This window comes from Brucella pseudogrignonensis, from assembly GCF_032190615.1.
Taxonomy (GTDB): domain Bacteria; phylum Pseudomonadota; class Alphaproteobacteria; order Rhizobiales; family Rhizobiaceae; genus Brucella; species Brucella pseudogrignonensis_B.
In genome coordinates this window covers 568,844-593,035 of sequence record NZ_JAVLAT010000001.1, presented here as the reverse complement: position 1 = coordinate 593,035, position 24,192 = coordinate 568,844, and the positions used below count along the sequence as shown (strand labels likewise).

The window sequence follows — 24,192 nt, the reverse complement described above, 5'->3', positions numbered from 1 at the left end:
ACAGATCTTGGGGAGAGAAAATATGAGTGGTCATCACTCCACATATACGCCCTCGACCGGCATCGAAAAATGGGTCGACGAGCGGCTGCCTTTGCCACGCCTTGTCTATGATTCCTTTGTTGCCTATCCGACACCGCGTAATCTGAACTACATGTATACGTTTGGTGGCATTCTGAGCTTCATGCTGATTGCCCAGATCATTACCGGTATCGTGCTGGCAATGCATTATGCTGCAGAAACAACAATTGCGTTTAACTCGGTCGAAAAGATCATGCGCGATGTCAATTCTGGCTGGCTGCTGCGCTATATGCACGCAAACGGTGCTTCCTTCTTCTTCATTGCCGTATATCTGCACATCGCACGCGGCCTTTATTATGGTTCCTATAAGGCCCCACGTGAACTTTTGTGGATTCTCGGCGTGGTCATCTTTCTTCTGATGATGGCAACGGCGTTCATGGGCTATGTGCTTCCATGGGGTCAGATGTCGTTCTGGGGTGCAACGGTTATCACGGGCTTCTTTACCGCCTTTCCGGTGATAGGTGAGCCCATTCAGCAATTGCTGCTTGGTGGCTTTGCGGTCGACAATCCAACGCTCAACCGCTTCTTTTCGCTGCATTATTTGCTGCCGTTCATGATTGTGGGTGTTGTTATCCTGCACGTATGGGCATTGCATGTAACTGGCCAGACCAATCCAACCGGCATTGAAGTAAAATCGAAGACCGACACGCTGCCATTCACGCCTTATGCGACGATCAAGGATGCGTTTGGTGCGCTCGTTTTCTTCGTCTTCTTTGCATATTTCGTGTTCTATATGCCGAACTTCCTGGGCCACCCGGATAACTATATTCAGGCTGACTCGCTCAAGACCCCGGCGCATATCGTGCCTGAATGGTACTTCTTGCCATTCTATGCCATGCTGCGTGCAATCACTTTCAACATTGGTCCTATCGACTCGAAGCTTGGTGGCGTCCTTGTGATGTTCGGTTCGATTGCGATCCTGTTTGTCGTGCCATGGCTCGATACATCGAAGGTTCGTTCGGCGGTTTATCGTCCGTGGTTCAAGCTGTTCTTCTGGCTGTTTGTCATCAATGCAATCTTCCTTGGCTGGTTGGGATCGCGTCCGGCAGAAGGTGTTTACACGATGATGGCGCAGTTCGGCACGCTCTACTACTTCGCTTTCTTTATCGTCATCATGCCGGTTCTTGGCCTGATTGAGACACCGAAGCGTATTCCGAATTCGATCACGGAAGCGGTTCTGGAAAAGAACGAAGGCAAGGCCGAGATTACTCCAGTAGAAATCAACGGCTGAAGCGCGAGATGAAGGACGGAAAAATGAAAAACATCCTCAAGAGTTTCGCTGTCTTCGGTATTGCTCCGCTGGTAGCGCTCGGTGTGACGATGGGCGGTGCTTTTGCCGCCGGTGGTGGCGAAGGGGAGCCTGAGCATTATCCCATCCATCATCCCAAACAGGAAAGCTGGAGCTTCGCCGGCCCCTTCGGCACTTACGACAAGGGACAGCTGCAGCGCGGTCTCAAAGTCTATAAGGAAGTCTGCTCCGCCTGCCATTCGATGAATCTGGTGGCTTTCCGTAATCTGGAAGCTCTTGGTTATTCGCCGGAACAGGTGAAAGCTTTTGCTGCGGAATATGAAGTCACAGATGGACCGAATGCGGATGGTGAAATGTTCACTCGCAAGGCCATTGCCACAGATCATTTTCCATCGCCGTTCCCGAACGTGAATGCAGCCGCTGCTGCCAATAATGGTGCTGCGCCTCCGGACTTCTCGCTGATTGCCAAGGCGCGTGCCGTTGAACGTGGTTTCCCGACCTTTATCTTCGATATATTCACGCAATATGCCGAAGCGGGTCCGGATTACATTCACTCGCTTCTGACCGGCTATGACGAGCAGCCGCCAGCGGGCATGCATATTCCTGAAGGCACGCATTACAATCCGTATTTCATTGCGGGAAAATCGCTTGCCATGGCAAAGCCGCTGAGTGACGATCAGGTCACTTACGACGATGGTTCGCCGCAGACGGTTGATCAGTATGCGCGGGACGTTTCGGCTTTCCTGATGTGGTCTGCAGAGCCGCATCTGGAAGAGCGCAAGAAGCTGGGCTTCAGGGTTCTTATATTCCTGGTGCTTTTTGCTGGCCTTGTTTACATCGCCAAGCGTGCGATCTGGTCAAATGTGAAGCATTGATAAAATAACCAGAGCAATGAGAAGGGCACCGTCAGGTGCCCTTTTTTGTTGGCAGCGCATCACAAGTTGCTCAAAACAGCGCGAAGCAGCTTGGCGTGCCAGCCATATCGTGGTTGAAGGGTGGTCAATACAATTGATCGGGCTGAAGCCATAAGCTTCTGCTCTGAAAGGAATGACAATGGAATCGACGCTCAAAGCCACTTTGAAAGACTCGATCAGAACAATTCCCGATTATCCGAAGCCGGGCGTTCAGTTCCGTGATGTCACCACGCTTATGGGTGACGCGCAGGCGTTCCGCCGTGCCGTCGACGAGCTGGTTTATCCTTATGCGGGCAACAAGGTCGACAAGGTTGCTGGTATCGAGGCGCGTGGCTTCATTCTTGGTGGTGCAATCGCACATCAGCTTTCGGCTGGCTTTGTGCCGATCCGCAAGAAGGGCAAGCTGCCGCGGGATACCGTTCGCATTGCCTACAGCCTTGAATATGGCATTGATGAAATGGAAATGCACCGCGATGCGATCGAGAAGGGTGAGCGCATCATTCTGGTTGATGATCTTATCGCAACGGGCGGCACTGCAGAAGCCGCAGCCAAGCTGCTTCTCCAGATGGGAGCCAATATCGTCGCGGCCTGCTTTATTATCGACCTGCCCGACCTTGGTGGACGCAAGAAACTCGAAGCGCTTGGCGTGCCGGTCCGTACACTTGTGGAATTTGAAGGCGATTGATTCACCTCACCCTCAGATGAAAAGGCCCGGAGTTTTCCGGGCCTTTTTTGTTAAGCGGGTAGCTTCACCATAGCGGCGTTATCGAAGGATAGGACCTTGTCGCCATTTTGGTTGTAAGCGCTGCTGCTCATGTTGAGCATTGACCAGCCGGGACGCGAGCCGAGCGGACGAATGGAATGGACGGTGCGCTTATAGGTGATCGTGTCGCCAGCATAGACCGGGCGTAGCCATTTGAGGTTCTCAAAGCCGGGCGAGGGGCCGAATGTTGGCGGGACTTCACCGCTTTTCATTGCGTTTTTGGTTGCCTCGAAAATGGATGCCACGTTCAACTTCATGAAGACTGCTGTGGTATGCCAACCCGATGCGCAGAGGCCGCCCAGCACGCTGCTCTTGGCAGCTTCTGCATCAAGGTGAAATGGCTGTGGATCGAACTTTGAAGCGAAGTGGATGATTTCCTCGGCGGTAAACGTATAGCTGCCGATGGTCAGTTCTTCTCCAAGATGCTCTTCGATAAAGCTCATGTGTCGTCTCCTTCGCGCTCAGGGTTGCGAAGACCGACCATGGCCGTATGTTGAAGCTCACAAACGACCTCGCCACGCTGATTGACGATCTCGTTATAGACGGTCAGGAAACCTACATGCGGCATGGATTTTGAGCGGCGGCGATCAAGCACGGTCGAGAAGCCGCTTAGCGTGTCACCTGCCAAAACGGGACGTTTCCAGCGGTTAAATTCGATGCCCGGACTGCCCTGTGAAGTCGAATCTTTGAGATAGGCGTCCCAGACCATGCGCATGAAAAGCGATACGGTGTGCCAGCCCGAAGCAGCGAGCCCTCCAAGGACGCTTGCCTTGCCTGCTTCTTCATCAAGATGGAAAGGTTGTGGGTCGAATTCACGGGCGAATTCGATAATCTCTTCTTTGGTGATCGTGCGTGGACCGAAGGGAAGCTTCAGTCCTTGCGTAAAATCTTCATACGCATATTTGGGCGTCTTATCAGTCAATCCGGTCTCCTCCACCAGAGCGGCGTTGCCGCTCTTTTTCTTTGCCTGCGCATGTCTATACCCCCAAAACCGGTTCCCACTTTTGGGAGACATGCGTAGAAAAAAGGCCGCTATTTTGTAGCGGCCTTTGTTTTATCAGGTATTGAAGCGGAACAGCATCACATCGCCGTCATGGACGATGTATTCCTTGCCTTCGTCCCGTGCTTTGCCAGCTTCCTTGGCGCCGACTTCACCATTGAACTTCACATAGTCTTCATAGGCGATGGTCTGTGCACGAATGAAGCCGCGCTCGAAATCCGTGTGGATGACGCCCGCAGCGCCCGGAGCTTTGGTGCCGCGACGGATGGTCCACGCACGTGTTTCCTTCGGCCCTGCCGTGAAATAGGTGATGAGGTCGAGCAGCTTGTAGCCAGCACGGATAAGACGGTCGAGGCCGGGCTCCTCTAAGCCCATCGCGTCGAGATATTCCTTGGCTTCTTCGTCAGCAAGCTGGGCAACTTCAGCTTCAATGGCGGCGGAAATGATGACGCTCTCAGCACCCTGTTCAGCAGCCATTTTCGCAACAGCTGCGCTATGTGCATTGCCATTGGCAGCGTCGCTTTCAGCGACGTTGCAGACATAAAGAACTGGCTTGGAGGTGAGCAGATTAAGACCCTTGAGGATCAGCAGATCATCTGGTGCAATGTCTTTGAGCATCAGACGAACTGGCTTGCCGTTTTGCAGCAGTTCCAGCGCCTGTTCCATCACTGGCAGAACAGTTGTTGCTTCCTTGTCTTTCGACGAAGCGCGCTTGCGGATTTGCACAATGCGACGCTCAATGCTTTCGAGGTCCGACAGCATCAGCTCCGTTTCAACGGTTTCAGCGTCCGACACAGGATCGATGCGGCCTTCGACATGGGTGATGTCGTCGTCTTCAAAGCAGCGCAGAACATGCACGATGGCATCGACTTCGCGAATATTGGCAAGGAACTGATTACCCAGACCTTCACCCTTGGATGCGCCGCGCACCAGACCAGCAATGTCAACGAAGTTGATGCGGGTCGGGATGATTTCCTTCGAGCCAGCGATTTTTGCAATACTGCTCTGGCGAGGATCGGGAACTGCAACTTCACCGGTATTCGGCTCGATGGTGCAGAAGGGATAGTTTGCAGCCTGTGCTGCCGCAGTCTTGGTCAGCGCGTTGAAAAGCGTGGACTTGCCGACATTAGGCAGGCCGACGATGCCGCATTTGAAACCCATGATCTTACCTGTCAGACTAGAATAGAATTAATGTCGCTAAGCGACTTGGATAAAGCTGGTGTCGCTATGCGACATGTAACTATGAAGCGTCAAGAGTACCGCATAAAAGTCGCGGCTCAATCCTTCTTGCCCAAGAGTTTCTTGAGCATTTCAGCCATTGGGCCACTCGCCGGAATATTTGGCTTGGCAGCGTTCTGACGCGCCTGCCGGATATGGCTCTGTGCTTTTGGCGGTGCCTTTGCTGCCTGTGCAGGGTCAGCTTTGAAGCCGTTGGGCCGCTGATTGCCATCTCCCATGACAACTGCCACGCGGTTCATGAAGCTGTTGTCTTCTTTTTTGGCCAGCAGGCCAATATTGTCTGCGATAGCGCCAAACAGCTTGTCCAGCCATTCATTATCGACTTTGGCGAAGTCGCCAAGAACATGGTTGTGCACCAGTTCTTTCGCGCCTGGGTGGCCGATGCCAAGGCGCATGCGGCGATAGTCTTTACCACCGTCGAAACTCTGCACATGCGCGTCGATAGATTTGATACCGTTGTGACCGCCTGAGCCGCCGCCGGTCTTGATGCGCAGCTTTGCAGGCGCAAGATCAAGCTCGTCGTAAATCACAACGAGATCGGCAGAGGTCAGTTTGTAGAAGCGCATGGCTTCGCCAATCGACTGGCCGGAAAGGTTCATGAAGGTCATTGGCTTGATGAGAAGCACTTTTTCGCCGTCGATCACGCCATCGGCGATCTCAGCTTTGAACTTCTTCTGCCAGTTGGAAAATCTATGGCGGCGGAATATTTCATCCACCGCCATAAAACCGATATTGTGTCGGTTACGCGCATATTGAGGGCCGGGATTGCCAAGTCCTGCGATGAGCAGCATGGTTGTCTGACCCTCTTATGCAGACAGCGATTATTCGCCGTCCTTGCCTTCTTCTTCGCCGTCTGCGTTTTCTTCCGACTTGAGAGCGGCAGGCGCAGCGATTGTAGCGATTGTGAAGTCACGATCCTGAATGACAGGCGTTGCATTCTTTGGCAGCTTGATAGCCGAAATGTGCACAGAATCACCGACTTCAAGACCTGTGAGGTCAAATTCGAGTGCTTCAGGAATTGCATTCGCAGGTACAATCAGCTCAACATCGTGACGAACGATGTTCAGAACGCCGCCTTTCTTGATGCCAGGAGCTGCGTCTTCATTCTTGAAGTGAACCGGAACGTTGACAGTAACAACTGACTTCGCGGAAACGCGCAGGAAGTCAACATGCTGTGGGAAGTCACGAACTGGATCCAGCTGGTAGTCCTTAGGGAGAACCTGAATCTTCTTGCCGTCTACTTCGATCGTTGCGATCGTGGTTTTGAAACCGCCGCCGTGGATCTTGTAGAAGATTTCCTTATAGGAAACAGCAATCGAGATTGGCTCCTGCTTGTCGCCATAGATGACTGCAGGAATTAGGCCGTTGCGGCGAAGTTCGCGGGAGGACCCCTTACCAACCCGGCTGCGCAGATCGGCCTTGAGCACGTAAGTATCGCTCATGGCATTACCTTTCAAAGTTACTGGAGTGTCGCTTTTGATTTGATTCAGCAAACGACATGAAACAGCCCGCAACGCCTTTCACAAGGTGCAAGGCCGGACCGATCCATTCCGCGTTGCCTCCAAGGGTGTCTACGCGGATGGCGGTGCTATAGAACAAAGGGGCTTTTCATGCAAGGCGTTCCACAGCTTCTGTGGGCTTTTGTCTTAACGGGTGGCATTGGCCGCGTCAAAAATGTTAAGCGCATGGCAGATCGATCGTGGGTTCTGCCTGCCGAGTCGTCGCAAGATTCACAAAATAAAGGAAACGAGATGCAGGTCGGTATCGACATGGGTTCTGTTGCTGGAAGCGGTTCTGCCTCGGCAGCGGCGCTTGGTGGTGGCAAACAGGCCATGCTTGATCTTGAAGAGCTTCTCGCAACCCGCCTTCTGGTGCAGGGCAATTCAGGGTCCGGCAAGTCGCATCTGCTTCGCCGTTTGCTTGAGCAGAGCGCGCAATGGGTGCAGCAATGCATCATCGATCCTGAAGGCGATTTCGTAACATTGGCTGACCTTCACGGTCATGTGGTGGTTGACGCTGCGCGCTCCGAAGCTGAACTCACCCGCATTGCAAGCCGCATTCGCCAGCATCGTGTTTCGGTCGTTCTCAATCTTGAAGGTTTGGACGTCGAGCAGCAGATGCGTGCCGCCGCAGCCTTCCTGGGTGGCCTGTTCGATGCCGAACGCGATTACTGGTATCCGATGCTGGTGGTGGTTGATGAGGCGCAGCTTTTTGCGCCCGCCGCCGCTGGTGAAGTGTCGGACGAGGCGCGCAAACTCTCGCTCGGTGCTATGACGAACCTCATGTGTCGTGGTCGTAAGCGAGGCCTTGCCGGTGTGATCGCTACACAGCGCCTCGCAAAGCTTGCCAAGAATGTGGCTGCTGAGGCATCCAACTTCCTGATGGGCCGTACTTTCCTTGATATTGATATGGCGCGCGCGTCTGATCTTCTGGGGATGGAACGCAAGCAGGCGGAGCAGTTTCGTGATCTGCAACGTGGTCATTTCATTGCACTTGGACCTGCTTTGTCGCGCCGCCCGTTGCCGATCAAGATCGGTAAGGTTGAAACCTCGGCGCGTTCGTCGTCGCCAAAGCTCATGCCATTGCCAGATGCGCCGGAAGATGCGCGAGACCTGATCTTCACGCCCGCACCTGAAGAAATCCGTACGGTTGTGCGTCGCACACCACCACCGCCTCCGGCACCATCGACGGCAGAAATTCTGGCACAGGTGGCAAAGCCAAAGCCGGAAGCAGAGCCTGTTGAAGCGCCTTTGTTCCCGGGCATTGTGGAAGCCGAGCGCGACAGCCTGCTTGAGAAGGTGATGCGTGAGATTGTGGACGATCCCGAAGCATCGTTCCGTTCAGTTGCGGTGCTTTATCAGGATTTTCTTGTGCGTTGCCGGATTCACCGCGTTCCGGGTGAGCCACTGGCTCTGCCTGCGTTCCGTCGTCGTCTTGCTGTTGCGCAAGCCAGTATCGAGAGCGATGTGGCAACCGGTGAGACATGGCAGAAGGCACTGGCGCTGTCTGAAAGCCTCACTGATGATGTTCAGGGTGTGTTTCTGATTGTCGCACAGGCAGCGGTGACAGGCGCGGTCTGCCCGTCGGATGCAGCACTGGCGCGCGCTTATGGGACACATTCGCTAAGCCGTGCGCGTCGATTGCTGACCTATTTCGAAGAGCGTGGATTGCTGGTTGTACGCAACGATTTCAAAGGCTTGCGTATTGTCAATTTTCCTGATCTCCAATGCGAGACGGCACCGGGCGATCCCAATGCGCCGGATGATCAGGTCGATGAAGCGACGGCTGCGGAATAAAGCGGTTCTGTGCAAACTGTCATGAAGCTGTAATGATCCTCAGCAACTGCTGGGAGGACCATACAGAGAGCAACAATGACAACAGAGCTACAGCCTGATTTCAGAGAGTTATTTACCACCTTTGGTAAAATCGGGCTGTTGTCGTTCGGCGGGCCTGCTGCGCAGATTGCTATGCTGCAACGTGTGTTGGTCGATGAGAAGCGCTGGGTGGATCAGGAGCGACTGATTCATGCGCTGAATTTCTGCATGTTATTGCCGGGGCCGGAGGCCATGCAGCTTGCGACCTATGCAGGCTGGGCTGTCAAAGGCTGGCGCGGCGGATTGCTGGCTGGGCTTTTGTTCGTGCTGCCCGGTGCTGTGGTTATGCTGGCCTTGTCAGCGCTTTATGTTGCCTTTGGCCATGTTGATATTGTTGCGGGACTTTTGTTCGGCCTCAAAGCTGCTGTGCTGGCGATTGTATTTGAAGCACTTTACCGGATGGGCAAGCGCACACTGGTTTCCGGTTTTTCCTATGCGGTGACGATTGCCGCTTTCGTTGCTATTGCTTTTCTGAAATTGCCTTTTCCTATTGTCGTGGTGCTGGCGGCACTTGCGGGCGGCGCGCGTCATTGGCTGCGAGGTGGAGGCGTGGGAAGCAGCGTGATGCACGCTGAGCTGAATGCATTTCGTGAATTTCTGCTGCAAACTCTGATATGGGGTGGATTGTGGCTTGTGCCACTTATCGCGCTTTATCTGGTGTTTGGCGGGCAGCATGTGTTCACAGCGGAGGCCGCATTTTTCTCAAAGCTTGCAGCAGTAACATTCGGTGGTGCCTATGCAGCGCTTTCCTATACCGCACAGCAAGCGGTGGATCATTTTGGATGGATGCAACCCGGCGAGATGCTGACCGGACTGGGACTGGCTGAAACCACACCGGGGCCGCTGATCCTCGTGTTGGTGTTTGTTGGCTTTGTGGGCGCTGCCAATCTGTCGGGACTGCCGCCGTTGGTGGGAGGCTTGTTCGGAGGGCTGATCGCGCTGTGGTTTACCTTTGTCCCGTGCTTTCTCTGGATACTCTCTGGTGCGCCGTTTGTGGAGCGCTTGCGCCAATTGCGCTGGCTCTCCGCCATGCTTGGTGGGATCACGGCTGCAGTGGTCGGCGTGATTACCAATCTGGCGCTCTGGTTCTCGCTGCATGTGTTGTTTGGCAATGTGGTTGATCACCAGATCGGGATTTTCAGCCTGCCGCTGCCAGATGTCAGCACAATAGACAATGCCGCCGTCCTGATTGCAGGCGCGGCGGCATTATTGCTTATCGTTTTGAAGCTCAACATGCCGCTGGTGCTACTGCTTGCGGCATGTCTCGGCATTCTAATTAGATTAATCGAACAAGCTTGAAACTGACTCTTCAGCCGCGGTGCGCGCAATCGCTTCACCAATCAGGCTGGAGATCGACAGAACGCGGATATTCGGTGCGTCGTTGATCGCGGTCGTTGGCTGGATCGAGTCGGTGATCACCAGCTCTTTCAGCTTCGACGAAGCGATACGAGCGACAGCGCCACCCGACAGAACGCCGTGGGTGATGTAAGCGGTAACGCTTTTTGCGCCCTTGGAAAGCAGCGCTTCGGCTGCATTGCAGAGCGTGCCGCCGGAATCAACGATGTCGTCGAACAGCAGGCAGTCTTTGCCGGTTACGTCACCGATAACGTTCATGACTTCCGATTCACCCGGACGCTCACGACGCTTATCAACGATTGCGAGCTGCGCATCGATGCGCTTTGCCAGCGAACGGGCGCGAACCACACCGCCAACGTCTGGCGAAACGACCATGCAATTGCCGGTCGGGTAGTTGGCCTTCACATCGCGCGCGATAACCGGAACCGCATAAAGGTTGTCGGTTGGAATATCGAAGAAGCCCTGAATCTGACCCGCATGCAGATCAAGTGTCAAAACGCGGTTTGCACCGGCTTCGGTGATGAGGTTGGCAACCAGCTTTGCCGAGATTGGCGTGCGTGGGCCTGGCTTACGATCCTGACGCGCATAGCCGAAGTAAGGCAGAACGGCTGTGATGCGGCGTGCTGAGGAACGACGGAAGGCGTCGATCATGATCAGCAGTTCCATCAGATTATCGTTTGCCGGGTAGGAGGTCGATTGCAGAACGAATACGTCTTCGCCGCGCACGTTTTCCTGAATCTCAACGAAGATTTCCTGATCGGCGAAACGGCGAACAGTCGCCTTGCCAAGCGGAATGTCGAGATGTTTAGCAACGGATTCGGCAAGAACCCGGTTGGAGTTGCCTGCGAATAGTTTCATTCTTTTTGCCTCTGAAGCCGGAGCAGTTACGTTCTGTTGCAAAAAGTCCGTGAAACGGACGTAATTTCTGAATTCAAGTGATGCCAAGACAAATTCGACTTCGCTTGATCATTCTTTAAAAGCTTTAAAACCGCGTACTTTTTCACAGGGTGTCAAGTGCCGCAGTTTTCAAGGTTTTCTCGAATGAGCGGCCTATTGCAAAGAGTCACTGTCATTGCAAGTCCTGTGAGGTCACAATTGCAGTAAAAAGGCCCGTCACAGTGCTTTCCCACAGGGCTGCACCCATGATTCAGCAAAAGATTTCAGTCTTTTGCCGCATAACTGATTTTTCATGCGCGATTTGCCGCAAGCCAGCTCGAATATTCCTGCATGGTCTTATCGGCAATAGATTGCATGGCAGAAGGAGGAACAACGCTCCATGAGTCTGCCGCAGCCCCCGGTACTTTTTCCTGCCCCTGAATGCGATGAAGACGATTGCCAGAGGCATCCATAACGTCCCAGACATAGAGAATTGTGGTCTGGTTGTCTTCGGAAAGAACCGAGAAATAACCCTTCATGACATAGGCGGCATCGGTTCCACCATTGCCAGCAAGCTCAACACCTTTGGCGCGCGCATCGTCATTGATGCGATGGGTGAGGGGTGTCACCACATTCACCGGCGCGCCGATGATGGGCGCAATGTAAAGCTTGCCCGGCTTCAAAGACGCTGTGCGTGCTGGAGGGGTGGACGGTGTAGTTGTTTGTGCTGGCGTCGCCGCCGCTGGCTTTTCAGTTGTTGTCGGTGTGGTTTGTGCGGTTTGCTGATTGGAGCCCTGCACATTCAATGCGGATTCCGTGCTGTTGCACGCAGTTAGAAGTCCTGTCAGTAACAGTAATATTGAAATATGAGCCTTGTTCATGTTCAGCTTCATGCTCCAGAAAGCGCAAACCACTCCTGCACTGTGAATGAAGTTTATGGCTCATCTCGGCTCACTTGACAATCATCTCTAGAGAATGACGCGACAGAGCCACTGCTGCGCCGTTTGTTGTGAGATATGTCTGGCCCAGCGTCATGGCGGTTTCTGTGTCTGAATCCATGATGATCATATGGGCAAACAGCGTCATATCCGGTTGAATACTCTCGGGATTGCCGGAATAGAACATTTGCGGATCCATCCAGGATGGGGTGAAGCGCGCACCGACGGAATAGCCACAGGCGTTCAGGCGATGGCGGGTGAGGCCGTGCGCTTCCATAATGCGGGAATGCGCGTCAAACACATCGCCAAATGTAGAAGCTGGTGTCATGGCCTGTTCGACAGCTTCCAGCGCTTCGCGTGCTGCATTGTAAAGTTGATGGTGTTCTGGTTTCGGCTCGCCAATAATGACTGTGCGCATCATGGGCGCATGGTAGTGGCGGAAAACGCCGGACCATTCGAGCGTCAGCTGATCATTGACGGAAAGTGTGCGACGACCGGATTTATAACGGCACAAAAGCGCATCAGCACCGGAACCGATAATATATTCATTGGCAGGATAATCGCCATCGCCTGCAAAGTTGGCGCTCATCATTGCTGCGAGAATGTCAGCTTCGCTGGCGCCACCTTTTGTGAGCTTAAGGGCGGCATCCAGTGCGTCATCGCTCAGTTCTGCTGCACGTTTGATGAGGGCGATTTCAGCCGGACTTTTTAAGAGGCGCAACCGGTCCACCATGCCAGAGGCGTCATAAAGCTTGGCGAAGCTCTGCAACTGTTCGTCGAGCTTGCGGGCATTGGCTCCCGTCAGGCCATGCGTTTGATATTCGATACCGATGCGTGTGCCGAGCAGATCAAGCTCAGTGAGAATATTGCGCAGATCGATTGCCGGGTTGGCATTGTCGCGATCCGTCCAGACCACGATATTCTCGATGTTTGATGTATGGCGTGCTTGACGAAGATCGGCAGAGCGCGTCATCAAAACGGTAGACCCATCGGCCTTGACCACGAGACATTGGAAAAAGCAGAAGCCGAACGTGTCGTAGCCTGTGAGCCAGTACATGCTTTCCTGTGCAAACAGCAGGACTGCATCCAGCTTTTCTTCCTCCATCTTCAGGATCAGGCGGTCGCGACGTGCGGCAAATTCTTCCGGCTCGAAGTGAAGGGCCATACAGATCTCCTAATCTTTGATAATGGCGATGGCCGCAATCTGGCGACCGTAATCCGGCTCACCGCGATGCGTCGTGCGTCGGTAGGAATAAAACTGGTCTTCATCGGCATAGGTGCACTCACGCAGCGCATCAGCCTTAACGCCTGCGGCAGCCAGACGGTCGGTGATAAAGGCCCATAGATCGAAAAGCTTGTGGTCTTCCTTGTCGGAAGGCTGAAAATACGTGGCAAAAGATGCATCTTTGCCGGTGAATTCTGCGTAGAATTCGGGTCCGACTTCGTAATTATCAGAACCGATCGTCGGTCCAAGTACGGCGATGATGTTCTCTCGCTTCGCACCAAGCTTAATCATCGCTTCAATGGTGTTTTCGAGTACGCCGGTAAAAGCCCCGCGCCAGCCAGCATGGGCCGAACCGATAACGCCTGCTTGATGATCTGCAAACAGAACAGGGCCGCAATCTGCTGACAATGCACCAATTGCAATGCCCGGAATGTTTGTGACCATGGCATCGGCCTTGGGGCGTGGAGTGCTTAATGGTTCGGTCACGTAAACCACATCAGGCGAGTGGACCTGATGAACTGTGATCAGGTGATCGGGCGCAACGCCCAGTGTCTCAGCTACACGGCGACGATTCTCTGTAACCAGTTCTGGCACATCATTGGAGCCGCTGCCGACATTCAGACCCGCATAAATGCCGTCTGAGACGCCGCCCTTGCGTGTGAAAAAACCATGCGCAATGCGCTTGCCGTTTGTTCCGGCAGGGCCATCCAGTAAAGGGGAGCGAAGCGGTTGCGGCTTATCGGTCATGGGTTTTCTCTTTTCAAAACGGCTGGATGGTGGGGGAGGCTGGTTGGCTTGTCAATCGCAGCTTTTTGACAGTTGGTTTAATGAGGAGCTTGCGAATGGGAAGATTGCTGTTGCGGGATCGCTGATGGCCAACACTTTGAACAGGGTTCCCATCTGATCGGGTGACGCCAATCGCTCGACATCTTTGCGGATTTTATCCTGAAAGGCAGCATCGCGTCCTGCGCCCAAACGACCTGCGCGGTTGATCAGCCCCATAGCGAGCAGAAAATCGCCTTGCGTCATGGTTGCGGTTTTGCAGCCGCAATTGCGCGCGGTTTTTTCCAGCATGTCGAAATCGACGTGGCTGGTCAGGTCTGCTTCTCCTGGATGGGCAAACACGTCATCATAGGCATGTTTCAGCATGGCTTGCAGTGTGTCGCCGAAGCCCGATTGCAGATGGCCGTAATCGATGGATAGGGCCGCACCACGCGTCGCAGTAATGCGCTGCGCGATTTCCTGCATCAGTGCGGTGCGCGCGGGAGCTGCTTCAAAAATGGTGCCTTCAGGTGCTGTTTGATGACCTTCGGGCAGGAGGGCTGCATCAATGCCAGCGGCACCGCTGACAAACTGAAATTCGTCGTGTTCGTTGAGGGCGATCAGCCGTTCGACAAAGCGGCCATTGGTTTTCACGAATTGCCTGAAAGGAATTGCGTCGAACAATTCGTTGGAAACGAGGATCAGTGGCCCGTTTGGAATATCCGCGAAGCGTTCGAACCATTCGATGGAAGCATTGAGAGGCGCGAGCTTCTCTTTCTGTTTTTCGACCAGGCGCGGGCTGGTTTCGACCATAGCAATACGGATGGAAGCAGCCATTTGTGGCGCAAGCTTTGCAATCGTGCGCAGCATGTCGCTCATCAATGTTCCGCGACCGGGACCGATTTCGCAGAGGACAACATCGGTTGGGCGGCTGAGGGTCTCCCAGACACTGACGCACCAGATACCGATGAGTTCACCAAACATCTGGCTGACTTCCGGGGCCGTGATGAAATCGCCGTCGCGCCCGAAGGGTTCACGCGTTGTGTAATAGCCTTGTTCCCGGTCGCCAAGGCAAGCGGCCATATAGTCGGCCACGCTGATCGGCCCTGTCGTGCCGATCAATCGCTTCAACCGGTCTTTCAGTGTTGCCTCAGGCATGTTTTGCTGCGGCCCTGTTTCCGCGCCACATTGCCCAAAGACCAATGAGCACCATTGGCAGCGACAGGATCATGCCCATGGTGAGCCAGCCGCCGAATAGATAACCAAGCTGCGCATCGGGTTCGCGAAAGAACTCGACAATGATGCGGCTGATGCCATAGCCCAGAACAAAGGTGCCCGCGATAAAGCCCGGCGCTTTCAGCTTTTTGCCGACCCATACGAGCAGGAACAGAACGAAGAACAGAACGAAGCCTTCAAGGAATGCTTCATAGAGCTGGCTTGGATGACGTGGCAGACCGCCACCATTCGGGAAGCGCACTGCCCACGCCACATCGCTGACGCGGCCCCAGAGCTCGTCGTTGATGAAGTTCGCCACGCGCACGACACCGAGGCCAACAGGCACGCCAGCGGCGACCGTATCGAACATGCTCCAGACTTTGATGCCGCGTGAGCGTGCAAACCAGACCATTGCAATCGTGGTGCCTAAGATGCCGCCGTGGAACGACATGCCGCCATCCCAAACGGCCGGAATGGCGAGTGGATTGGAGAAGTAGTAAGCGGGGTTGTAGAAAAGCACATAGCCAAGGCGTCCGCCGATCACCACGCCGAGCGCTGCCCAAATGACAAAGTCGTCGAGCGCTATCGGCTGCATAGGCGGCTGGTTGTTGGCCCACAGGCGATGGTTACGAAGCAGCTTTTTGCCATACCACCATGCGAACATGATGCCGACGACATAGCCCAGCCCATACCAGTGCACGGCAAACGGGCCGATCGAAAAGATTATCGGATCGATATTCGGAAAGGCGAGGCCAGAGGCAGACTGCAAAGTCTCCATAATTCAATAACTCCATTTTCCGGCGGACCATGCGCGACGATATCTGAGTGGTCAAGTCATCACGATTATATAGCTTCACTTGCATCAGAACCGAGACGGCCCTATTTCAAATTGAGGTTTTCAACAAGACCGTATCGAAATAGGGAATAAAGCTATGACCAGCGGATCGAACCGGGTTCTCGATGAACTCGCAAAGCTTGTGACGGATGCGGCAGGCGCTGCGCAAGGTGTGCGCCGCGAAGTCGAGACTGCTTTGCGCTCGCAGAGCGAACGCGTGCTGAACACGCTTGATGTTGTGCAGCGCGAAGACTTCGAAGCAGTGCGTGAAATGGCGATCAAAGCACGCGCCGAAAACGCCGCTTTGCTTGTCAAAATCGAAGCACTTGAAGCGCGTCTTGCTAAATTTGAAGTTGATTCGACTGCGAAAACGGCAAAAACCTCTGCCGCAGCAGCGAAATCCAAAGATAATTCATAATTTTTTATTAACAGGCCATAAGTGCCAAAAACCCTTGTCTTAGAGTCGCTTAAGGCAGGGGTTCTGACCCGTACTTCTCATATTTCCACATGCTTTAATGCCTCTTTCGACAAAAGGGGCTAGCGTTCAGATTCAGCATCAATAGACTGAAAACACTACATGATTCGTAATGTGGTCATGTAGGCAGCGGCGAGGGGCTGTAGTTTTAGTTTTCGCGTCTTCAGGCTGCTTTCCAGTATCAGTTGCGTATGTGCGTGTACCATTGAGGCGTTGCATGTTGTTCAGGCATGTCGATTCCTCGACCGATCAATTCGTGCCTTTTTTCTGCGCTTAATCTTGTGTGGGTCGGGGTGCGGGCGAGCAATTACTTGCGCGTCAGGAATTTGGAAGCGTTTTTACGAACGCTTCGCAGAACAGGAAACGGACATGAGCCTTCTTGAGCTTGAATTTGCACGCGAAGCACATCCGGTGGATGTGATTGAGCATGTTGCGAATTCAAACGACTGGACGTTCGAGCGGACTGGCGACGACGAAATTGCAATTTCGGTAGCGGGTAACTGGACTGACTACCACATCTCGTTCTCCTGGATGGAGGATTTTGAAGCACTGCATCTGGCCTGTGCCTTTGACATCAAGGTTGCAGAACCTCGCGTCAATGAAGTGATGCGGTTGCTGTCGCTCATCAATGAAAAGCTTTTGATGGGCCATTTCGATCTCTGGCAGCAGGAAGGCGCGATAATGTATCGTCAGTCGCTTCTGCTGGCGGGCGGTGCAGAGCCGACAAGCCGTCAGGTTGAAGTGTTGCTTTCTGCGGCTCTGGAAGCATGCGAAACCTATTTTCAGGCGTTTCAGTTTGTCGTCTGGTCGGGTGTAAGCGCGCGTGAATCGCTGGAAAGCGTTCTGTTCGAAACCGTCGGACGCGCATGATGAGTTTTGATCCCGGCTCAAATGCCGGGATTTTTCTGAGTGGGGAGATTGGATATGAGTGCAACTGAAACGATTACCTGGACTGATTTCGAGAAGGTCGACATCCGCACCGGAACCATCGTTGAGGCTGTGCCATTCCCGGAGGCACGCAAGCCAGCTTTCAAGCTGAAGATCAATTTTGGCGACAAAATCGGTATCAAGAAGTCGTCTGCACAAATTACCAAGCACTATCAGCCGGAAGATTTGATCGGTCGGCAAATTATGGCTGTGGTCAATTTTCCTCCCCGCCAGATCGGCCCTTTCATGTCAGAAGTGCTGACACTCGGTTTTCCAGACGAAAATGGCGATGTGGTGCTCGCGGCAATCGATAAAAAAGTTCAAGACGGCGTCAAGCTTTTCTGATCTTCTATCTGTGATTTGTGCAGGCCGCATGTTCTGTGCCATTGATCGCGCAAGCAATGGATAGGAATGGAACAGATGCAAGGAACGATTGCCGTCGCCATCGGTGGAGCAATTGGCAGTGTTTTACGCTATTGGTTTGTCATATGGTTCGCACCGGTCAGCCGTGATTTGCCGTGGGGCACGATCGTCGTCAACATTATCGGTTCATTTGCCATTGCCTTATTTGGGGCGATGACCATGGCATCAAGCCGGATAGAGGTCCCCGAAATCTGGCGCATTGCCTTTATGGTCGGCATTTGCGGCGGCTTCACTACCTTTTCATCATTCAGTGTACAGACTTTTGAACTGCTGCGACTGGGAATGCCCGGTCGTGCGCTTATAAACGTTGGTGTTTCACTCTTTGCCTGTCTGGCTGCCACAGCGCTTGGCTATGTGATTGGACAGGCAATCAGCAAGGTTTAAGACTGGGTATCAGCTTTTCGACCCCTAAGCCGGAATGCGAATAATCGCTCTCAGGCCACCCTTAGGAGCGTTTTCCAATTCAATGTCGCCGCCATGGCTTCTGGCAATGTCGCGTGCGATGGCGAGGCCAAGCCCGCCTGTTCCGCCTGAATCCTGCGTGCGTGCTTCATCAAGGCGTACAAAGGGTTTGAACACGTCTTCGCGGCGGTCTTCCGGGATGCCGGGGCCGTCATCATCCACCACGATTTTCAGCCAGCCATCATCATGCGTGACAGCGAGCTCAACATTTTGCGCATGGCGGAATGCGTTGGAAACGAGATTGCTGACAAGGCGCGAGAAGGCATTGGGGCGGACATTGACTTCGCTGTCGCCTTCGATCGAATATTGGAAACCGCGCTCGCGCAAACGTGCTTCATTGGCCAGCTTATCGCAGAGCAGGCGCATATCATAAGTAGAAGCTTCTTCCGATCCTTCACCACGTGCAAAGGCCAGATAGCCTTCCAACATGGTTTGCATGTCGGCAATGTCCTGATTGAGCGGCTCGGTATCAATGGCGTTGCCCGTCAGCGCCAATTGCAGCTTGAAGCGTGTCAGGATGGTTCGCAGATCGTGACTGACGCCTGACAGCATGGCGGTACGCTGTTCAATCTGCCGTTCAATGCGTGAGCGCATTTGAATGAAGGCTATACCTGCGCGGCGAACTTCTTCCGCGCCATGCGGTCGGAAGCCTTCCGGCATGGGGCGGCCCTTACCAAAGCTCTCTGCTGCTTGTGAAAGCTGCTGGATCGGTTTGATTTGATTACGCAGGAAAGCGATAGAGATAATTAGCAACACAAGAGCGGTGCCGATCATCCATGTCAGGAAGATGCCGGTATTCGATGCATAAGCCTGACTGCGGCGAGCAAAGACCCGCAGCACCTTGTCTTCAAGCTTGATGCGGATTTCAATGAGATCGGAATCGCCAACGGTATCGACCCAGAACGGGCGGTTGATCTGGCGGGTGATCTCTTCGCTCAGGAAGTAATCAAGAATGGCGAAGAAAGGCTTCGGCCCCGGCGGTGGCAGCGGGTCCGGTGGCAGGATCGAGATATTAAGCCCCAGACGCTGCTGCGAAATACGGATGAGATTGTCGTAGCCGGGTTCCTGCGGATAGGTTTCCAGCGTGTCGATGATCGCAGAAATATCGCGCACAACGGCAGTTGAAAGCCGCTCCGTCACCATCTGCCAATGACGTTCCATGAACACATAGGCAATGATCGCCTGAAGCAACACCATTGGTGCGATGATGATGATGAGCGAGCGCGCGTAAAGCCCCTTGGGCATACGGCGCGCAAACCAGCGCGATAGAGATTTCCAGAGGGACGTCATCGTCTCAGAATACTCCAGACGCTTCTGCTAGTTTATGGTTTCGGTCACGCTCTGAAATTTGCGATGCTCCGCTTTATTCAATACTTAGTTTGTAGCCGATGCCGCGAACAGTTTGCAGCCAGACCGGATTGGCCGGGTCCTGCTCGATCTTACGACGCAGACGATTAATCTGAACGTCAATGGTGCGTTCGCCGACATCGCCGTCCTGTCCCGTCAGTTCATGACGCGGGATAGTGTCGCCAGCGCGTTCGGCGAAAATCGCCATGATGTCCTGTTCACGATCCGTTAGCTTGATTGTCTCGCTGCCCTTCTTCAATTCGCGACGTGGTATGAAGAAAGTATATGGACCAAAAACGATCTGCTCGATCTTTGGTTGCGCCGGAGCTGCTCCGCGTCGCAGAATATTATTGATACGCAGGATCAATTCGCGCGGATCAAATGGCTTTGGCAGATAGTCATCAGCACCTGCGGACAGACCATCAATGCGGCTGTCGGTTTCAGACAGCGCAGTCAGCATCAGAATTGGCACGCTTTTCTGTTCGCGAAGCGAACGGGTCAGCGAGACGCCGGTTTCTCCCGGCATCATCACATCAAGAATCAGCAGATCGAAATCGATGCCTTCGAGCTTACGGCGCGCTTCAGCGGCGCTGGCTGCCATGGTGACACGGAAGCCGCTTGTCGTCAGATATTGTGACAGAAGGCTACGAATGCGAGTGTCATCATCGACAACAAGAAGATGAGGCGCGTCGTCTGAAAGGTTCTTTTCTTCTAGAGCCATGGCGTCGTTAGATCCCATCCTGTTCCACGTCTCGCTACGCGCTTAATCGTGCGGGCGTGGCAATAATTCCAAGCAGTTTGTATCAGGTGAACCAGTTTTGGTTTTCCTGACAGAATATGCTGACATGCTACATCTTAACGACAGGAAAGTGGCGCGTCTATGTGAGCGTTTCCACAGCTGCTTCGGCTGCTGCAAAGTCATCAATCTGAACACGCCGTTCAGGATTGACCATGTTGTAAAGAAAACGCTCAATGACTTTCCGGTCGTCAGGTTGACTTCCCTCCAATGCCCGCGCGATACGGCGCGACTGTGGCAGAGTGATCGAGAGAGCAAGCTGTCGGCCAGTTTTCGTTGGATAAAGTTTCCGGTGACGGCGATCATCGAGGCCTGTTTCCTGAACGACATGGCCTGTATCAATGAGTTGCTTGAGAACGCGTGACAGACTTTGTTTGGTGATACGCAGAACATCCAGAAGTTCTGCGACCGTCATGCCCGGCTTGCGATTGATAAAATACAGCACACGGTGATGGGCGCGGCCAAATCCGATCTTTTCAAGGATCAGATCCGGGTCGGCAGTGAAATCGCGATAAGAGAAGAACAGCAGTTCAATGACGTTGAGATCGTCAGCCTCCCGACACGTCAGAGGATCGCTGATATAGTTCACGTCGTTGGTCGAATTCACATCTAGGCTCCATCTTGTTGCGATAAATATGTCAGCATTGTTGACATAACTCAATCGCCAAGATAATTTTTGGTAAGTGCAGGCTGGTTATTTTGGAATAAAGTTTGCGCTTTGGCATGTTGGAGGAGAGATAATTACGCGGTTTGCTGTGACATACTGTCCAATAAGGACGGTAATGCATAATAGCGAGCGTTATTTTCCGTAATTACCGGAAATATCTTTGTTTTACATGCTTTATCTGGCTGATTTCAGCACAATTGATTGCGTTGAAATCAGTGTATCTGGTCGTAAAATACCATTTTATTTGAAGAAAAACACGTCTTCCGTGCCAGTTAATCGATTTAACTGACTGAATTTGACTAGGGAAAGGCCCATTCGGGCCAAACGGGCTGACAGGAAAACAAAGCCCAACTTTGAGGATGCTAAAATGGCTGCGATTCCATTCGATCAACGCGACGGATTTATCTGGCAGGACGGCGAATTTGTCGCCTGGAAGGATGCAAAGGTGCATGTGCTGACCCATGGTCTGCATTATGCGAGTGCAGTGTTTGAAGGCGAGCGCGCTTATGGCGGCGAGATTTTCAAGCTGACAGAGCACACCGAGCGTCTGCATGAATCGGCCCGAATTCTTGGCTTTGAAATTCCTTACAGCGTTGAAGAAATCGACAATGCCTGCCGTGAACTGCTGAAAAAGCAGGGTTTTGAAGATGCTTATGTGCGCCCGATTGCATGGCGCGGTTCGGAATCGCTTGGCGTTTCCGCACAGAAAAATCGCATTCATCTGGCAATCGCGATCTGGCAGTGGCCAAGCTATTTTTCGCCTGAAGAAAAGATGAAGGGCATTCGCCTCGACATCGCAGAATATTGCCGTCCGGATCCGCGCACTGCACCTTCGCGCTCCAAGGCTGCTGGTCTTTATATGATCTGCACCATTTCCAAGCATGCAGCCGAAGCCAAGGGCTATGCGGATGCACTGATGCTCGACTGGCGCGGTCAGGTGGCAGAAGCTACTGGCGCTAACGTATTTTTCGTGAAAGACGGCGCTTTGCATACGCCGAAGCCTGATTGCTTCCTCGACGGTATCACGCGCCGTACGATCATTGATCTTGCCAAGCGTCGTGGTCTCGAAGTTGTTGAGCGGGTCATTATGCCAGAAGAACTGGCAGATTTCAGCGAATGCTTCCTATGTGGGACGGCTGCGGAAGTGACGCCGGTTTCTGAAATTAGCAAATATCAATTTACGCCTGGAGAAATTACAGAGTTGCTTATGAAGGACTATGTAAATGAAGTTCAACCGAAGCGCATAGCGGCAGAGTAACATTGTTTTAAACAGGAAAAGCGGCTTTTAAAGCCGCTTTTTTATTATTTTGATGCTTATTGTTTGACATTAACACGTTTCAGTTCAAGATTTTGCCAGTCGGACTCGCGTTATTCCGGCATTTAACTCAGATGGGGTGACGGTTATGGAATCTCTACTGCCTATCATTCTTCAGCTTGTTTCGGGTGCGGTCGGTGGCAATATTGCCGGCGCTGTTAAAAACCTGAGCCTCGGTACTGCTGGCAATACGGTCGCCGGTGGTATTGGTGGTGTCATTCTTGGTCAGCTTCTGCCGATGTTATCCGGCGGCGGACTGGATTCTGTTCTTAATGGTGTGATCGGTCAGGTTGCGGGTGGTGGTGTGGGCGGCCTCGTTCTCACAGCAATCGTCGGTCTGATCAAAAACTCGCTGGCAAGCAAAGCTTAAAAGAATAACGCGGTTGTGGGGACAACAACCGATTGATTTCCTGTGAGAGGGGAAACGGGCGGCTTTGGCCGCCCGTTTTATTTTATGCCTTTGAAAGCGTGATGTGCTGCATTATCTCATGAGCGACGATAATTTTTTAACCTACTGACTGAATGGAATTTTTGATGGGACAATTGCAGGCAATCATCGTTCCGGTGACGCCATTTCAGCAGAACTGCACGATCCTTTTTGACGGTGATACCAAAAAAGGCGTCGTGATTGATCCGGGTGGCGATCTTGAGCGCATCAAAGAAGCGATTGCATCGCAGGATGTCAAAGTCGAAGCGATCTGGATTACGCATGGCCATATTGATCACGCGGGTGGCGCATCAGAATTGAGAGATGAGCTTGGTGTGGATGTTATCGGTCCGCATAAAGATGACGCGTTCTTGCTCGATAATCTGGTGACGACTGGCCTGAAATACGGCTTGACCGAGGGTGTGCGGAACATCACGCCCGATCGCTGGCTGGAGGAAGGTGATAAAGTCACGGTTGCAGGTCACGAGTTTGACGTGCTGCATTGTCCGGGGCATGCGCCGGGTCATGTTGTTTTCTATAACGCCGAAGCGCATTTTGCGATTGTTGGCGATGTTTTGTTTAATGGATCAGTCGGACGTACTGACTTGCCGGGTGGCGATCATGCGGCACTTATTCATTCGATAAAAGATAAGCTTTTGCCGCTTGGCGACGACATTGGTTTTCTGTGCGGTCATGGCCCGGGTGGACGGTTTGGTGAAGAGCGCCGCAACAATCCGTTCCTGAATGATATCGGATATGCCTGATTTGCTTCAGGTATGAAAAAAGCCGCCCTTTGAGGCGGCTTTTAATGTTTTGTTTATCCGTTTAGTTGGCGGAACAGAAATGATCCCGGCCATCATAGCCGCGATAGGTACCGGTGTTTGCATTGAACGACCGATAGCGGTCGGAACAATACTGATACCAGCCACGGCTCCATGGCTCATAACCTGCACGATATTGCACGCTGCGGGCTGGCGGTGCTGGATAATAGGCGGGTGGTGGTGGCGGTGGTGCGTAAACTGGCGCTGGCTGCACATAAGTTGGCTGAGGCTGACTCAGCGCGCTGCCGATGAGTGCACCCGCTGCAAGGCCGATGACGCCAGCCGCGAGTGCATCGCCGCCACGGTCACGATGGCGATACGGGCGGCGATCCCAGCCGCCACGGTCCCATCCACCACGATTATAGCCGCCGCCATCCCATCCGCGACGCTCCCAACCGCCACGACCCCAAGAGTCTGCCGAAGCAGATGCGAGCGGTGCTGAGACTGCTGCTATGGAGGCAATTGCCAGAATAACTGTCTTAAGTAACTTGTTCATTGTCCGCTCCTTCAGAAGCACAACTTCAATCTCTTTGATGTGCAGGGCCGGATCGGCACACTGCTTCAATCATGAATAACAAGTTAATAGATTGGACATGAATGGAGGCTGAACAATGGTGACGACCACGTGGAAAGTGTCGTCATCCGGTAAATTAAAGGCAGCGTCGGTAATATTTCGCGCTTAACTCACGCGTTTCACATTCGCATTTT

Annotated in this window: 26 protein-coding genes and 1 pseudogene; 12 read left to right on the top strand and 15 right to left on the bottom strand. The window is 53.2% G+C overall.

Features of this window, described 5'->3' with window-relative positions; genetic code table 11:
- Positions 1–22: 22 nt before the first annotated feature.
- From RI570_RS02930 to RI570_RS02920, 3 genes are all read left to right on the top strand, one after another.
- Positions 23–1,309 carry a cytochrome b N-terminal domain-containing protein gene (locus RI570_RS02930; protein WP_313826869.1) on the top strand — a complete coding sequence of 429 codons (1,287 nt, stop codon included), beginning with the start codon at positions 23–25 and terminating at the stop codon, positions 1,307–1,309.
- Positions 1,310–1,332: 23 nt separating this feature from the next.
- Positions 1,333–2,202 (top strand): cytochrome c1, encoded by an 870-nt coding sequence (locus tag RI570_RS02925; RefSeq protein ID WP_313826868.1) that lies wholly within the window; start codon positions 1,333–1,335, stop codon positions 2,200–2,202.
- A 178-nt stretch (positions 2,203–2,380) separates the two neighbouring features.
- On the top strand, positions 2,381–2,926 hold the full coding sequence (locus tag RI570_RS02920; protein WP_313826867.1) for an adenine phosphoribosyltransferase: 546 nt from the start codon (positions 2,381–2,383) through the stop codon (positions 2,924–2,926).
- A 50-nt stretch (positions 2,927–2,976) separates the two neighbouring features.
- Here the strand turns inward: RI570_RS02920 and RI570_RS02915 are convergent, their stop codons facing one another.
- The 5 genes from RI570_RS02915 to RI570_RS02895 all read right to left on the bottom strand — a co-directional run bounded on the left by RI570_RS02915 (position 2,977) and on the right by RI570_RS02895 (position 6,685).
- Positions 2,977–3,447, bottom strand: coding sequence for a MaoC family dehydratase (locus RI570_RS02915; protein ID WP_313826866.1), 471 nt, complete (start codon positions 3,445–3,447; stop codon positions 2,977–2,979).
- Positions 3,444–3,926 carry a MaoC family dehydratase gene (locus tag RI570_RS02910; protein ID WP_313826865.1) on the bottom strand — a complete coding sequence of 161 codons (483 nt, stop codon included), beginning with the start codon at positions 3,924–3,926 and terminating at the stop codon, positions 3,444–3,446. Before RI570_RS02910 ends, RI570_RS02915 begins: the two co-directional genes overlap by 4 nt.
- Positions 3,927–4,061: 135 nt before the next feature.
- On the bottom strand, positions 4,062–5,165 hold the full coding sequence (gene ychF, locus RI570_RS02905; protein ID WP_313826864.1) for a redox-regulated ATPase YchF: 1,104 nt from the start codon (positions 5,163–5,165) through the stop codon (positions 4,062–4,064).
- 116 nt (positions 5,166–5,281) lie between these two features.
- Entirely contained in the window at positions 5,282–6,034 is a 753-nt protein-coding gene (pth, locus tag RI570_RS02900; protein ID WP_313826863.1) for an aminoacyl-tRNA hydrolase, read from the bottom strand.
- Between the two features lie 30 nt (positions 6,035–6,064).
- Positions 6,065–6,685, bottom strand: coding sequence for a 50S ribosomal protein L25/general stress protein Ctc (locus tag RI570_RS02895; protein WP_313826862.1), 621 nt, complete (start codon positions 6,683–6,685; stop codon positions 6,065–6,067).
- Between the two features lie 309 nt (positions 6,686–6,994).
- Between RI570_RS02895 and RI570_RS02890 the strand changes: the two genes are divergently transcribed.
- Both RI570_RS02890 and chrA read left to right on the top strand, forming a co-directional pair.
- Positions 6,995–8,539 (top strand): ATP-binding protein, encoded by a 1,545-nt coding sequence (locus tag RI570_RS02890; protein WP_313828528.1) that lies wholly within the window; start codon positions 6,995–6,997, stop codon positions 8,537–8,539.
- Positions 8,540–8,614: 75 nt separating this feature from the next.
- Complete coding sequence (gene chrA / locus RI570_RS02885) at positions 8,615–9,916, top strand: chromate efflux transporter (protein WP_313826861.1); 1,302 nt, start codon at positions 8,615–8,617, stop codon at positions 9,914–9,916.
- Here chrA and RI570_RS02880 read toward each other — a convergent pair.
- The 6 genes from RI570_RS02880 to lgt all read right to left on the bottom strand — a co-directional run bounded on the left by RI570_RS02880 (position 9,899) and on the right by lgt (position 15,770).
- Entirely contained in the window at positions 9,899–10,831 is a 933-nt protein-coding gene (locus RI570_RS02880) for a ribose-phosphate pyrophosphokinase (protein ID WP_250038773.1), read from the bottom strand. The two genes, chrA and RI570_RS02880, sit on opposite strands and share 18 nt — an antisense overlap.
- Positions 10,832–11,160: 329 nt before the next feature.
- Positions 11,161–11,742, bottom strand: a complete 582-nt coding sequence (locus RI570_RS02875; RefSeq protein WP_313826860.1) for a hypothetical protein — start codon at positions 11,740–11,742, stop codon at positions 11,161–11,163.
- Positions 11,743–11,800: 58 nt separating this feature from the next.
- Positions 11,801–12,952, bottom strand: a complete 1,152-nt coding sequence (locus RI570_RS02870) for a Xaa-Pro peptidase family protein (protein WP_313826859.1) — start codon at positions 12,950–12,952, stop codon at positions 11,801–11,803.
- A 9-nt stretch (positions 12,953–12,961) separates the two neighbouring features.
- Positions 12,962–13,759, bottom strand: a complete 798-nt coding sequence (pgeF, locus tag RI570_RS02865) for a peptidoglycan editing factor PgeF (RefSeq protein WP_313826858.1) — start codon at positions 13,757–13,759, stop codon at positions 12,962–12,964.
- A gap of 51 nt (positions 13,760–13,810) precedes the next feature.
- Entirely contained in the window at positions 13,811–14,932 is a 1,122-nt protein-coding gene (locus RI570_RS02860; RefSeq protein WP_313826857.1) for a class I SAM-dependent methyltransferase, read from the bottom strand.
- On the bottom strand, positions 14,925–15,770 hold the full coding sequence (lgt, locus tag RI570_RS02855) for a prolipoprotein diacylglyceryl transferase (protein WP_313828527.1): 846 nt from the start codon (positions 15,768–15,770) through the stop codon (positions 14,925–14,927). Before lgt ends, RI570_RS02860 begins: the two co-directional genes overlap by 8 nt.
- A gap of 151 nt (positions 15,771–15,921) precedes the next feature.
- On the opposite strand from lgt, the gene RI570_RS02850 reads away from it, so the two are divergent.
- From RI570_RS02850 to crcB, 4 genes are all read left to right on the top strand, one after another.
- Positions 15,922–16,242 (top strand): accessory factor UbiK family protein, encoded by a 321-nt coding sequence (locus RI570_RS02850; RefSeq protein WP_310009751.1) that lies wholly within the window; start codon positions 15,922–15,924, stop codon positions 16,240–16,242.
- A 426-nt stretch (positions 16,243–16,668) separates the two neighbouring features.
- The gene (locus RI570_RS02845; protein ID WP_313826856.1) at positions 16,669–17,169 is read left to right on the top strand and encodes a YbjN domain-containing protein; all 501 of its coding nucleotides are present in this window, start codon (positions 16,669–16,671) and stop codon (positions 17,167–17,169) included.
- A gap of 54 nt (positions 17,170–17,223) precedes the next feature.
- The gene (locus tag RI570_RS02840) at positions 17,224–17,571 is read left to right on the top strand and encodes a tRNA-binding protein (protein WP_313826855.1); all 348 of its coding nucleotides are present in this window, start codon (positions 17,224–17,226) and stop codon (positions 17,569–17,571) included.
- A 66-nt stretch (positions 17,572–17,637) separates the two neighbouring features.
- Complete coding sequence (gene crcB / locus RI570_RS02835; RefSeq protein ID WP_313826854.1) at positions 17,638–18,033, top strand: fluoride efflux transporter CrcB; 396 nt, start codon at positions 17,638–17,640, stop codon at positions 18,031–18,033.
- Between the two features lie 24 nt (positions 18,034–18,057).
- On the opposite strand, the gene RI570_RS02830 is transcribed toward crcB, so the two are convergent.
- From RI570_RS02830 to RI570_RS02820, 3 genes are all read right to left on the bottom strand, one after another.
- The gene (locus RI570_RS02830) at positions 18,058–19,401 is read right to left on the bottom strand and encodes an ATP-binding protein (protein WP_313826853.1); all 1,344 of its coding nucleotides are present in this window, start codon (positions 19,399–19,401) and stop codon (positions 18,058–18,060) included.
- Between the two features lie 73 nt (positions 19,402–19,474).
- Positions 19,475–20,197: a response regulator gene (locus RI570_RS02825; RefSeq protein WP_250038783.1), complete on the bottom strand. Its 723-nt coding sequence runs from the start codon at positions 20,195–20,197 to the stop codon at positions 19,475–19,477.
- Positions 20,198–20,336: 139 nt separating this feature from the next.
- Positions 20,337–20,861: a MarR family transcriptional regulator gene (locus RI570_RS02820; RefSeq protein WP_313826852.1), complete on the bottom strand. Its 525-nt coding sequence runs from the start codon at positions 20,859–20,861 to the stop codon at positions 20,337–20,339.
- A 427-nt stretch (positions 20,862–21,288) separates the two neighbouring features.
- On the opposite strand from RI570_RS02820, the gene RI570_RS02815 reads away from it, so the two are divergent.
- The 3 genes from RI570_RS02815 (at position 21,289) to RI570_RS02805 (ending at position 23,427) form a co-directional block, all read left to right on the top strand.
- Positions 21,289–22,179 (top strand): branched-chain amino acid aminotransferase, encoded by an 891-nt coding sequence (locus RI570_RS02815; protein WP_313826851.1) that lies wholly within the window; start codon positions 21,289–21,291, stop codon positions 22,177–22,179.
- A 145-nt stretch (positions 22,180–22,324) separates the two neighbouring features.
- Positions 22,325–22,606 (top strand): hypothetical protein, encoded by a 282-nt coding sequence (locus RI570_RS02810; RefSeq protein ID WP_250038786.1) that lies wholly within the window; start codon positions 22,325–22,327, stop codon positions 22,604–22,606.
- Positions 22,607–22,770: 164 nt separating this feature from the next.
- The gene (locus RI570_RS02805; protein WP_313826850.1) at positions 22,771–23,427 is read left to right on the top strand and encodes an MBL fold metallo-hydrolase; all 657 of its coding nucleotides are present in this window, start codon (positions 22,771–22,773) and stop codon (positions 23,425–23,427) included.
- 61 nt (positions 23,428–23,488) lie between these two features.
- Here the strand turns inward: RI570_RS02805 and RI570_RS21620 are convergent.
- Positions 23,489–23,785: pseudogene (locus RI570_RS21620) on the bottom strand (BA14K family protein); the annotation flags it as partial.
- Positions 23,786–24,192: the final 407 nt, after the last annotated feature.